The organism is Flavobacterium magnesitis (assembly GCF_041729735.1).
Classification (GTDB): Bacteria; Bacteroidota; Bacteroidia; order Flavobacteriales; family Flavobacteriaceae; genus Flavobacterium; species Flavobacterium magnesitis.
This window is the reverse complement of record NZ_JBCFQK010000013.1, coordinates 85267-97125: the sequence shown is the minus strand read 5'-3', so window position 1 is coordinate 97125 and position 11859 is coordinate 85267. Positions and strand designations below refer to the sequence as shown.

The following is an 11859-nucleotide window of genomic DNA, read 5'->3' as shown; positions in this document are numbered from 1 at the left end:
AATAAAGAAAAGAAATGTCAAAAGTAAAATTAGGAATAAACGGTTTCGGAAGAATTGGAAGAATTGTTTTTAGAGAGTCTTTTAATAGAGACAATGTAGAAGTTGTTGCAATCAACGACTTATTAGATGTAGATCACTTAGCTTACTTGTTAAAATATGATTCAGTTCACGGTCGTTTTGATGGTGATGTTGAAGTAAAAGAAGGAAAATTATACGTAAACGGAAGAAACATCCGTATCACTGCTGAGAGAAATCCAGCTGACTTAAAATGGAATGAAGTTGATGTTGATGTAGTTGCTGAATGTACAGGTATTTTTACAACTATCCAAACGGCAAATGAGCACATTAAAGGTGGTGCTAAAAAAGTAATTATTTCTGCTCCTTCTGCTGATGCTCCAATGTTTGTAATGGGTGTAAACCATGAAACAGCTAAAGCTTCAGATGTGGTAGTTTCTAACGCTTCTTGTACAACAAACTGTTTAGCTCCATTAGCTAAAGTTATTCACGATAATTTTGGAATTGTTGAAGCATTAATGACAACTGTTCACGCTACAACTTCAACTCAAATGACTGCTGATGGTCCTTCTAGAAAAGACTGGAGAGGTGGACGTGCTGCTAGCATCAACATCATCCCTTCTTCTACAGGTGCTGCAAAAGCGGTTGGAAAAGTTATTCCTGAATTGAATGGAAAATTAACTGGAATGGCTTTCCGTGTTCCTACTGCTGACGTTTCTACAGTAGATTTAACTGTAAAAGTAGCTAAAGAAACTTCTTATGAAGAAATTATGGCAGTTTTGAAAAAAGCTTCTGAAACTTCTTTAAAAGGAATTATGGGATATACTGAAGATGCAGTTGTATCTCAGGATTTTATCTCTGACAAAAGAACTTCAATCATTGATGCTACTGCAGGAATTGGGTTGAACTCAACTTTCTTTAAATTAGTATCTTGGTACGATAATGAGTACGGATACTCTAGTAAATTAATTGATTTATCTGTACATATTGCAGGTTTAAAATAATATTTTACAATTTTAGAAAATCCCGTTATTTCAAAGTAACGGGATTTTCTTATTTATTGCCTCTTTAATTAATGTGAAAAGCACATTTTTAATTAAAGAAAAACTAATCCAAAAACTGAAATAAAATGAAATTAATAGTTGATAGTGGTTCTACCAAAGCCGATTGGATTGCGATAGACGATCATGGGAAAATATTGTTTACTACTCAAACTTTAGGATTGAATCCAGAAATCCTTGAAGGGGATGAAATAATTGCTCGAATAGATGATCGATTTGATATTCAACAAAGTAAAAAAACAGCAACTCATTTGTTTTTCTATGGCGCTGGTTGTGGAACTGATAGAATGAAAATAGCTTTAACAACTGTTTTTCAAGCTTATTTTCCAAATGCTAAAGTTGTAGTTGAAGAAGATACGTATGCAGCAGTTTATGCCACTACTCCAAAAGATGAAAAAGCCATAGTTTGCATTCTGGGAACGGGTTCTAATTGTAGTTATTTTGATGGAACTCAATTGCATCAAAAAGTACAATCATTAGGATATATCGTTATGGATGATTCTAGTGGAAATGTTTTTGGTAAAGAGTTAATTAGAAAATACTATTTCAATAAAATGCCTGCAGAATTAGCAGTAGAATTTGAAAAAGATTTTGATGTTGATCCTGATTTTATCAAAAATAAATTATACAAAGAAGCAAATCCAAATGCGTATTTAGCCACTTTTGCTAAGTTTTTAATTCAGCATAAGGACACTGAATTTTGTCAAAAAATTATTCGCAAAGGGATGAAGTCTTTTGTGAAAAATTATGTGCAACAATATGATAATTGCAAAGAAGTTCCTGTGCACTTTGTAGGTTCAATTGCTTATTATTTGAAAGATGAATTGCAACATACTTTTGATAAGTACAATTTACAATTAGGAAACGTATTGAGAAGACCTATTGATGGTTTGATTTCTTATCATGTTGCTAATAAATAATAATTTATGGAAATTGCTATTATTGCCCATGACGGGAAAAAAGTAGATATGGTTCAGTTCCTGAATAAGAATATTGAATTATTACGACAAGAAAAAATTAAACTTATTGCTACAGGAACTACTGGAGGCAAGGCAGAGAAAGCGGGTTTTAAAGTTAAAAAAATGCTTTCTGGTCCTATGGGAGGCGATGCGCAAATTGCAGCTCGCGTAGCAGAAGGAAAAACTAAAATGGTCTTATTTTTCAAAGATCCATTGGCTAGCCATGCTCATGAAGTCGATATTAATATGTTGCTTCGTGTATGTGATGTACACAATGTGCCGATAGCAACTAATGAAGCTTCGGCACAATTGTTATTGAGTGCTATAACACTGCTACCATAGAAATTTCAATATTTACATTTTTTGGCAAACAAGCCACTTGAACCGTTTCACGAGCTGGAGCGGTTTTTTCGTTAAAGTAAGAACCGTAAACGGTGTTGATGGTGCCAAAATCATTCATATTCATGATGAAAATAGTCGATTTCACTACGTTTTCAAAAGTCATTCCTGCAGCTTCTAAAACTGCTTTTAGGTTTTCCATAACCTGCTTTGTTTCGGTTTCGATAGTAGCAGTTACTAAAGTTCCATCGATAGGATTGATAGCAATTTGTCCTGAGGTATAAAGCGTATTTCCTGAAAGTATCGCTTGATTGTATGGTCCAATAGGAGCAGGTGCTTTTTCGGTAAAGATTATTTTTTTCATGATAATAGTATTTTATATGAAACGAGTTGTTGTTGAGTAAAAGAATTAACGATTATTGAAATTACGTTTTTCCCATTTAATATCACTTAATATTCCTGATTTGATTCCAATAAAGAAATTCCAGTTGGCATTAGGCCCAAAAGGCATCCAGTTTAAAGACATTCTCCAGCTGGATAAATCACGTTCAAACCGCATTTGAGTGTAAGTTACACCTTTTTGAACAAAATCGTATCCTGTAGAAATACCTACTTTCCATTTAGGAGTAAGATCAGTATTAGCCGAAATCATTATGGAATTACCTGTAATTCTGCTTTCTCGATTGTTATTACTGTAAGTTAAGGCGTAAGCAAATGTCATGTCCCAAGGCAACTTAGCATTAAAAAATTCTGAAACAACATCTTCTCCTTCTTCTTCGCTGCCATCAAATAAACTTTGTCTGTTATCATTCAGATCCGTTGCGGTACCAAAAAGGTCGTCTTCTCGACCTCCGTTCCGAGTAGTTTGATCATCCTTTGCTTTATTCTTTTTGTCATCCTTGTCTGTACTCGATATGGCATAATTCAAAGTAAAATTGGTACTGGTCATTCTAAACAAACTTCCTCCGTTTTCAATATTGTATTTATTAATTCTTCGCCCTGAATTGTCAATAGCATACGGATCTAATGTAGCGGCAAAATTGGCATTTAATTTGTTTTGGAAAAACTGTGCTCCGGTACTTACCCTAACTGGTGACCAGGCTAGTGCAGTAACTCCATCAGCATCTAAGTTATAACTTGTAGAAAGGTTCAAGTTGTTTAATAACATGACTTTCTTAGGTTCTGTTTTAGTCGAATCCTTATCAGTAACCTTAGCTTCAAAAGTATTGCTAAGGCTAATTCCCATTGTATTGGAATTGCTTAATCCCGGAACTCCAAAAATACCGCCTTCAAAACGCGTGTATTGATTATCCATAGTTCCACTGGCATCAGAAGCATAAGTATCGTAGTATTTTTCAAAACTCGGTGTGTAAGCATAAGAAACAGACGGTCGCATGACGTGTCTAATGGCTTGTATTTTTTTGTTTTCACCAAAATTGAATGTTCCGTAAATAGTAGTTCCTACACTGGCTGAAAAATTGTAAGTTCTAAAAGCATCAAATCCATTTACAGTTCTATCAATTACGGCACTTTGATCAATATCGTATTCTTTTCGGATGGTTTTGGCGTACCAAATTTCTTCGTAATTAACCGATGTTGAAGCACTAAAATATTTGAATAATTTAAAGTTGGTACTTAAAGGAATACTATGTTGGAAACCAATTTGAGCATCTCTAAACATTTCGGGTTTGAAAAACAAAGAATCTGTTGTGGTAATGTTGTTTCTACCGTTTAAGTTGTATTGTAAGTTGATATTTTTAAAGAAACCTTTCTTTACACCATCTTTTCCAACAAAAGGATACATCCTGTCCAAACTAAATTGCAAAGTAGGCAGCGTCATATTGATAGACTCCGTTTGGGTATTTTGCGAATGTGTTGCTGATAATGATAATCGAGCCTGAGGTATAATATTGAATGTTTTAGAATAAGAAACAGACGAACTTAAGGTGTTGTTAAGAGAAGAACCAATGTTGGATTGGTTAATCGACTGCTGGAAATATTTACTACTTCCTAAGTTCACAGATGCTGAAAAGCTCGAATTGGGATTGGCTTTAGTATCTCTAGAATGAGACCACTGGATGTTGTAAATATTTTGTTTGGAATAATCTGGATAACCTCTTTCGCTATTAATAAGGTTTTCAAAACGGACATTTACGTTTCCTCTAAATTTATATCGGGTAGCATAAGAGGATTCAAATCGCATACCGTAACTTCCATTAGTGTAATAATCAGCTAATACGGTTAAATCGTAATGGTCGCTGAGGGCAAAGTAATATCCTCCATTTTGCAATGAGAATCCTCGATTATTGGAGTCATTATAACTGGGGAGTATCAATCCAGATACGCTTGTTTCTTTGCTCATTGGAAAAAAAGCAAAAGGCAAAGCAATAGGAGTAGGCACATCGGCAATAACTAAATTGGTTAATCCTGTAATGACTTTTTTACCAGGAATGAATTTTACTTTGCTAGTCTGGAAATAATATTCTGGATTTTCTTTATTGGTAGATGTTGTAAAACGAGCGCCTTTTAAAAAGTAAACCGAATCGTTTTCTTTTTTTGTAATAGCTGCTTTTACATTAAATTCACCTTGATCAGTTCTCGAATTCCAAATCAGCGCTTTTTTAGTCTTGAAATTAAACCGAATTGAGTCGGGTTCTATAACATTTTCGCCTTGTTTGAAGTTAGGATATTGAGTGTATTTGCCAGTGGAATCTTTAATTCTTCCAGCATAAACCTCATTTTTTTGATAATCCATGATGATTTTTCCCGATTTTAACTCTATATCTTGGTAATAAAGTTCGGCATTATCGTACAAGGTGATTAACTTGTTTTTTTGATCAATTTTAGCATATTGATCGGCTTTGTATTTTACTTTTCCGTCAAGAAATGCCTTTTTAGGTTTTATACTGTCTGTCTTAACACTATCTTTTTCGACTCTTATACTATCACTAACAGTGATTTGGGCCTTTTCATCTGTTTCAATTCCTTTTTTTTGTAGGGGAATAGCAAGGGGAATCATTTTTTTTACTATATCTTGCGAATATATGTTGGACGCTCCAAATGTCAAGAGAAATGATATTAAAACGATATGAAATAAGTTTGTCTGCAAAGGGATAAATGCTATTTTTGTAAAATTATGGCTTGTTTTTTGAAGTGTCAAACTTACAGATTATTTTTGGGCAAAAATAGTCAAATAAAAAAATTATAGCCGTACTGTTTAATTAAAATTAACTTTAGATTTATGTTTGTAATTACTAAAATAAAAGTTGTACTAACTTTTTTACTTCTCTTACTCTCTTTTACTAATTATGGCCAGTCTAGAAATTTTAAAGTAACCCTCGATGCAGGTCATGGTGGACATGATTTTGGTGCTTCTTATAACGGTCATGTGGAAAAGAATATTGCCTTGGCTGTGGTTTTAAAAGTAGGTAGAATTTTAGCAGCAAATTCAAAAATTGATGTTATTTATACTCGAAAAACAGATGTTTTCATTGATTTGGTCGAAAGAGCCAATATTGCTAATAGAGCTAATGCGGATATTTTTGTTTCCATTCACTGTAATGCTAATAGAAATACAGCGGCCGATGGAACTGAAACCTACGTAATGGGTATGACTAAGATTGCATCTAATCTAGAAGCATCTAAAAAAGAAAACTCGGTAGTTACATTAGAAAAGGATTATAAAAGAAAGTATGAAGGTTTTGATCCAAATTCTCCGGAAACCATGATTGGTTTTACTTTAATGCAAGAAGAGTATTTGGATAATAGTATTTCTCTAGCTAGTAAAGTGCAAAATGGTTTTGCGGCATTAGGCAAGAAAATTAGAGGTGGCGGTGTTAAACAAGCTCCTTTTATGGTGCTTCATAAGGCTTATATGCCAAGAATTTTAATAGAAATGGGGTTTATTTCTAACTATCTGGAAGGAAATATTCTTGCTTCAGAAGAAGGACAAAATGATATTGCAAGAGCCATTGCAGATGCAATTATCAGTTATAAGAACGAATATTTTGGAGGAGGAGAATCAGAAGTAGCTGTAAAACCTTCAGAAAGAATTGTGGAAACTCCACCAGCTCCAGATACAGTTGCTTCTAAAAAAGCAACTACAGTTCAGGCAAAGGCAGATGTGATTTTTAAGGTACAATTAGCTCTTTCAAGTAAAAAATTAGAGTTAGTTCCTAAAAATTTTAAAGGTTTAAGAAATTTGTCTATAGAACCTATAGGTAAAAATTACAGATATTTTTACGGTCAAACTAGTGACTATGAGGTTTCTAGGAAGCTTTTAGACGAAGCGAAAGCCAAAGGATTTAATTCTGCTTTTTTAGTAGCTTACAAGAATGGGATTAAAATAGATATTCAAGACGCAATTAAATAACGACAAGTTCTAATATTTATATTAAATTTGCACTAAACACTTATATTTTGAAACTAACAAGAGAAATTAAGACTGCAATTTTAGTAATTGCATCAATATTATTATTTATTTGGGGTTATAGTTTTTTAAAAGGAAGAGATCTTTTTAATAGTTACACCACATTGTATGTAGAATATGATAGTGTTGAAGGTTTAACTCCATCTGCACCAGTAACTTTAAATGGTTTGGTTATTGGTAAAATTGAGCAAATTACAATCAATCCTACTGATGGTAGATTATTGGTCGAATTGCAAATTAAAACTGAGTTTCCTATTTCTAAATCGAGTCTTGCTATTATCTATGAACCAGGATTCATTGGAGGAAAGCAAATTGCTATAGAACCTAATTTTTCGGATAAAACAGTTGTAGAAAGCGGAGATAAATTGAATGGGAATATGCGATTGGGGATGACCGAATCATTGAGTAAAAAATTAGTTCCACTTCAGGATAAAATAGAAAAAGTATTAATTAATGCTGATAATCTAATTTCTGGAATTAACAATGTTCTTGACAAAAAAACACAGGAAGATTTAAAGAAAAGCATAGCCGAATTGAGTAAAACAATGGAGCAATTCCATCAAGCTTCTGCGGGTGTAAACTCTTTATTAGCTCAAAACAAAACACAAATTAACGGAGCGGTTACTAATTTTAATAAAATGTCTAGCAATTTTGCTAAAATTTCTGATTCTCTAAACAAAGCAGATTTAGGAAAAACAGTTAAAAATCTAAATGCTACTTTAGCAAAAGTTAATGGTGTGATGGCGGATTTAGAAGCAGGAAATGGTACTATGGGTAAATTATTAAAAGACGATGCGTTGTATAATAATTTAGCTAAAACTTCTAGAGAATTAGAATTATTACTTCAAGATGTTCGTTTATATCCTACAAGGTATATTAATGTTTCTGTTTTTGGAAAGAAAAATAAGCCATACAAAGGACCAGCAGCTAACGATACCATTTCGAAGTAAAAAAATAGCATAATATGAGTTATTTAGACAATATATTATTTGCAATAGTTTTAATTGTTGGGTTTGGCTATTTTATTTCGAATATCAAAAAAATCTATAGAAATATCAATTTAGGAATTGATGTAGATCGAAAAGACAATTCAAAACAACGATGGAATAACATGGCAATGATTGCTTTAGGGCAATCAAAAATGGTAAAAAGACCTATTGCAGGAATTTTACATATTATTGTCTATGTTGGTTTTGTTATCATCAATATTGAATTGTTAGAAATTTTTATTGATGGATTATTTGGTACGCATCGAGTTTTTGCTTTTTTAGGTTCTTTCTATGATGTGCTTATTGGTTTTTTTGAAATTTTAGCCTTATTAGTAATTGTTGCGGTAACCATTTTTTGGATTAGGAGAAACGTTATCAAATTGAAACGTTTTATCCATCCTGATTTAAAAGGTTTTCCTAAAAGTGATGCTAATTACATTTTATATTTTGAAACCATATTGATGTTCTTGTTTTTGTTCATGAACGCTACTGATTTTCATTTGCAATATGTTCCTGGTGGTTATTCGCATTTTATTCAAGCTGGTTCTTATCCTGTAAGTCAGTTTTTAGCGCCATTATTTAACGGAATGAACAACGACTCAGTAGCTATGCTTTTTGAATTGTTCTGGTGGTTGCATATTGTAGGGATTTTGATATTTATGAATTATTTGTATTTCTCAAAACACCTTCATATTCTATTAGCTTTCCCAAATACCTATTATGCTAATCTAAAACCATTAGGAGAATTTGATAATTTAGAAGCGGTTACTAAAGAAGTAAAAATGATGATGGATCCTAATGCAGATCCATTTGCAGCTCCAGCACCAACAGAAGGCGAAGTTCCAGCTAAATTTGGAGCCAGTGATATTCAAGATTTGAATTGGGTACAATTACTGAATGCTTACACTTGTACCGAATGCGGAAGATGTACATCGGCTTGTCCTGCAAATATAACAGGTAAGAAATTGTCTCCTCGAAAAATCATGATGGATACTCGTGATAGAATGGAGGAAGTAGGTAAAAATATTGATGCCAATAAAGGTGTTTTTGTCGCAGACAATAAATCATTATTGAACGATTACATCACTCCCGAAGAACTTTGGGCCTGTACTTCTTGTAATGCTTGTGTGGAGGAATGTCCGGTAAGTATTAGTCCATTGTCTATTATTATGGATATGCGACGTTATTTAGTAATGGAACAAAGCGCTGCTCCAACAACTTTAAATGCCATGATGACTAATGTTGAAAATAATGGAGCACCTTGGCCATACAATCAACAAGACCGATTGAATTGGAAAAACGAAATATAGTTGAAAAGTTTAAATGTTTAATCGGTTAATCGGTTAAACGTTTAACCGATTAACCGATTAAACAAAAAGAAATGTCAGAAAATTTGATAGTACCTACAATGGCAGAAATGCTGGCTCAAGGAAAACAACCTGAAGTTTTGTTTTGGGTAGGTTGTGCAGGAAGTTTTGACGATAGAGCCAAAAAAATTACCAAAGCATTTGTACGTATATTAAATAGTGCCAATGTTTCATTTGCTGTTCTTGGTACCGAAGAAAGTTGTACTGGAGATCCGGCAAAAAGAGCAGGAAATGAGTTTTTGTTTCAAATGCAAGCCATGATGAATATCGAAGTGCTTAATGCTTATGAAGCTAAAAAGATTGTTACCGCTTGTCCGCATTGTTTTAATACATTAAAAAATGAATATCCTGAATTAGGCGGAAAATACGAAGTGATTCATCATACCGAATTTTTAAAATCTTTGCTGAACGACGGAAGATTATCCATTGAAGGAGGTCAGTTTAAAGGAAAGAAAATTACTTTTCATGATCCTTGTTATTTAGGCAGAGCCAATAAAATATACGAAGCACCTCGCGATTTAATTGAAAAATTAGATGTAGAATTGGTCGAAATGAAACGTTCTAAAGCTAATGGTTTATGTTGTGGAGCAGGAGGAGCGCAGATGTTTAAAGATGCCGAAAAAGGCAATAAAGAAGTCAACATCGAAAGAACCGAAGATGCTCTTCAAACAGCTCCCGATATTATTGCAACAGGATGTCCGTTTTGCAATACCATGATGACAGATGGGATTAAAAGTAAAGAAAAAGAAGGCGAAGTAAAAGTGATGGATATCGCTGAGCTAATTGCTAATGCACAGGATTTGTAAACGGAGTTCTAAGTTACTAAGAATCTAAGTTTGTATGATTTAATATTAGAGTGATTAAATCTGAAATCTAAAATCAACAATTTAAAATCTAAAATCAAAATGTACGTACCATTTGAAAATTTACCAGAAGAATCCAGAATTTGGATTTATCAATCGAATAGAAAATTTTCGGATGCCGAATTTTCTGAAATCGAAAAAGATTTGCAACAGTTTCTAGAAGGCTGGGCTGCACACGGTACTAGTTTAGAAGCTTCTTACCAGTTAAAATACAATCGTTTTATAATTATTGCAGTAAATCAGGAAGTTCAGGCAGCTACAGGTTGTTCCATTGATGCTTCGGTAGTTTTTATTCAAAGTCTAGAGCAAAAATACCAAGTTGATTTATTGGACAAAATGAATGTAACTTTTAAATTAGGAGAACACATTGCTCACAAACCATTGATTGATTTCAAAAAAATGGTAAAAGACAAAGCAGTTACCGAAAATACTATTGTTTTTAATAACCTGATTAACAATATTCAAGAATACAATGAATCTTGGGAAGTGCCTGCAGCAGACAGCTGGCATAGTAGGTTTTTTTAATAAAATGACAAAAGGAGAATTTTTTCTCCTTTTTTTATGCTTATATATTGTCTGATTAATAAGTTAGTTTTAAGTTAATTTAATTCTTTTTTATTGCTTTTTGAGTACTTTCGTAGTACTAAAATTTATACATGAAAATAGCAATAGTTTGTTATCCAACCTTTGGAGGAAGTGGTGTTGTGGCTACTGAATTAGGTTTAGAATTAGCTCGTTTAGGACATGAAGTTCATTTTATAACTTACAGTCAGCCTGTACGTTTGGCTTTATTAAGTCCTAATGTGCATTATCACGAAGTAAATGTTCCTGAATATCCTTTGTTTCATTACCAGCCTTATGAATTAGCTTTATCGAGTAAATTAGTCGATATGGTTAAGCTTTACAAAATAGATGTGTTGCATGTGCATTATGCTATTCCTCATGCTTATGCCGGTTTTATGGCCAAGCAAATGCTTAAAAATGAAGGAATTGAAATTCCTATGATTACTACGCTTCATGGTACTGATATTACTTTGGTTGGAAATCATCCACATTATAAACCAGCGGTGAGTTTTAGTATCAATAAATCAGATGTAGTAACTTCTGTTTCTCAAAGTTTAAAAGAAGATACGTATAAGTTATTCAATATTAAAAGGGATATTCATGTAGTTCCTAATTTTATCGAATTGGATAAAAATATCAAAGATTATAATATTCCTTGTCAGCGTACGCTTATTGCAAAACCCGAAGAACGAATTATTACCCATATTTCTAATTTTAGAAAAGTAAAACGTATTCCAGATATTGTTCAAATATTTTATAAAATTCAACAAGAAATTCCAGCCAAATTACTAATGGTTGGTGATGGTCCTGAAAAGGAAAAAGCCGAATTGTTATGCCAGGAATTAGGTATATTAGATAAGGTAATCTTTTTTGGGAATAGTAACGAAATTGATAAAATTTTAAGCAATTCGGATTTGTTTTTATTGCCTTCTGAAACCGAAAGTTTTGGATTAGCGGCTCTGGAAGCTATGGCTTGGGGTGTTCCTGTTATTTCTAGTAATTCGGGTGGATTACCTGAAGTAAATTTTGAAGGAGTTTCAGGTTATTTGAGCAATGTAGGTAATGTTGATGAAATGGCCGAAAATGCTTTGAAAATTTTAAAAGACGATACTGTTTTGGCTCAGTTTAAAGATAATGCCTTATCAGTTGCTAAGAAATTTGATATCAAACACATTTTGCCTTTGTATATTGATATTTATGAAAAAGCACTTAATAAGTATGCTAAAAAAAGCAAACATTTGAGTAAACCTCTTAACGATTAAATTACTAAAAA

11 protein-coding genes are annotated in these 11859 nt (G+C 32.9%); 9 read left to right on the top strand and 2 right to left on the bottom strand.

Features of this window, described 5'->3' with window-relative positions; all coding sequences use genetic code 11:
* The first annotated feature begins 14 nt into the window (after nt 1-14).
* The 3 genes from gap to AAGV33_RS10395 all read left to right on the top strand — a co-directional run bounded on the left by gap (nt 15) and on the right by AAGV33_RS10395 (nt 2377).
* The gene (gap, locus tag AAGV33_RS10405; RefSeq protein WP_373391957.1) at nt 15-1019 is read left to right on the top strand and encodes a type I glyceraldehyde-3-phosphate dehydrogenase; all 1005 of its coding nucleotides are present in this window, start codon (nt 15-17) and stop codon (nt 1017-1019) included.
* 125 nt (nt 1020-1144) lie between these two features.
* Nucleotides 1145-1996, top strand: coding sequence for an N-acetylglucosamine kinase (locus tag AAGV33_RS10400; RefSeq protein ID WP_373391956.1), 852 nt, complete (start codon nt 1145-1147; stop codon nt 1994-1996).
* A 6-nt stretch (nt 1997-2002) separates the two neighbouring features.
* Complete coding sequence (locus tag AAGV33_RS10395) at nt 2003-2377, top strand: methylglyoxal synthase (protein WP_161640816.1); 375 nt, start codon at nt 2003-2005, stop codon at nt 2375-2377.
* On the opposite strand, the gene AAGV33_RS10390 is transcribed toward AAGV33_RS10395, so the two are convergent.
* Nucleotides 2358-2738 carry a RidA family protein gene (locus AAGV33_RS10390; RefSeq protein WP_373391955.1) on the bottom strand — a complete coding sequence of 127 codons (381 nt, stop codon included), beginning with the start codon at nt 2736-2738 and terminating at the stop codon, nt 2358-2360. The two genes, AAGV33_RS10395 and AAGV33_RS10390, sit on opposite strands and share 20 nt — an antisense overlap.
* Before the next feature lie 45 nt (nt 2739-2783).
* A complete protein-coding gene (locus tag AAGV33_RS10385) occupies nt 2784-5534 on the bottom strand; it encodes a putative LPS assembly protein LptD (protein WP_373391954.1) in 2751 nt (916 codons plus the stop codon).
* 81 nt (nt 5535-5615) lie between these two features.
* Here AAGV33_RS10385 and AAGV33_RS10380 point away from each other — a divergent pair, with 81 nt between their 5' ends.
* The 6 genes from AAGV33_RS10380 (at nt 5616) to bshA (ending at nt 11848) form a co-directional block, all read left to right on the top strand.
* Nucleotides 5616-6746, top strand: coding sequence for an N-acetylmuramoyl-L-alanine amidase family protein (locus tag AAGV33_RS10380; RefSeq protein ID WP_373391953.1), 1131 nt, complete (start codon nt 5616-5618; stop codon nt 6744-6746).
* Between the two features lie 47 nt (nt 6747-6793).
* Complete coding sequence (locus AAGV33_RS10375; RefSeq protein ID WP_373391952.1) at nt 6794-7753, top strand: MlaD family protein; 960 nt, start codon at nt 6794-6796, stop codon at nt 7751-7753.
* A gap of 14 nt (nt 7754-7767) precedes the next feature.
* Nucleotides 7768-9102, top strand: coding sequence for a 4Fe-4S dicluster domain-containing protein (locus tag AAGV33_RS10370; protein ID WP_373391951.1), 1335 nt, complete (start codon nt 7768-7770; stop codon nt 9100-9102).
* 71 nt (nt 9103-9173) lie between these two features.
* Nucleotides 9174-9965 carry a (Fe-S)-binding protein gene (locus AAGV33_RS10365; RefSeq protein ID WP_373391950.1) on the top strand — a complete coding sequence of 264 codons (792 nt, stop codon included), beginning with the start codon at nt 9174-9176 and terminating at the stop codon, nt 9963-9965.
* A 99-nt stretch (nt 9966-10064) separates the two neighbouring features.
* On the top strand, nt 10065-10547 hold the full coding sequence (locus tag AAGV33_RS10360) for an ABC transporter ATPase (protein ID WP_373391949.1): 483 nt from the start codon (nt 10065-10067) through the stop codon (nt 10545-10547).
* Between the two features lie 131 nt (nt 10548-10678).
* On the top strand, nt 10679-11848 hold the full coding sequence (gene bshA / locus AAGV33_RS10355) for an N-acetyl-alpha-D-glucosaminyl L-malate synthase BshA (RefSeq protein WP_373391948.1): 1170 nt from the start codon (nt 10679-10681) through the stop codon (nt 11846-11848).
* Nucleotides 11849-11859: the final 11 nt, after the last annotated feature.

What these genes read in the sequence shown, in the direction of transcription:
- gap (WP_373391957.1), top strand. Translation starts at nt 15, where the DNA reads ATGTCAAAAGTAAAATTAGGAATAAACGGTTTCGGAAGAATTGGAAGA.
- AAGV33_RS10400 (WP_373391956.1), top strand. Translation starts at nt 1,145, where the DNA reads ATGAAATTAATAGTTGATAGTGGTTCTACCAAAGCCGATTGGATTGCG.
- AAGV33_RS10395 (WP_161640816.1), top strand. Translation starts at nt 2,003, where the DNA reads ATGGAAATTGCTATTATTGCCCATGACGGGAAAAAAGTAGATATGGTT.
- AAGV33_RS10390 (WP_373391955.1), bottom strand. Translation starts at nt 2,738, where the DNA reads ATGAAAAAAATAATCTTTACCGAAAAAGCACCTGCTCCTATTGGACCA.
- AAGV33_RS10380 (WP_373391953.1), top strand. Translation starts at nt 5,616, where the DNA reads ATGTTTGTAATTACTAAAATAAAAGTTGTACTAACTTTTTTACTTCTC.
- AAGV33_RS10370 (WP_373391951.1), top strand. Translation starts at nt 7,768, where the DNA reads ATGAGTTATTTAGACAATATATTATTTGCAATAGTTTTAATTGTTGGG.
- AAGV33_RS10365 (WP_373391950.1), top strand. Translation starts at nt 9,174, where the DNA reads ATGTCAGAAAATTTGATAGTACCTACAATGGCAGAAATGCTGGCTCAA.
- AAGV33_RS10360 (WP_373391949.1), top strand. Translation starts at nt 10,065, where the DNA reads ATGTACGTACCATTTGAAAATTTACCAGAAGAATCCAGAATTTGGATT.
- bshA (WP_373391948.1), top strand. Translation starts at nt 10,679, where the DNA reads ATGAAAATAGCAATAGTTTGTTATCCAACCTTTGGAGGAAGTGGTGTT.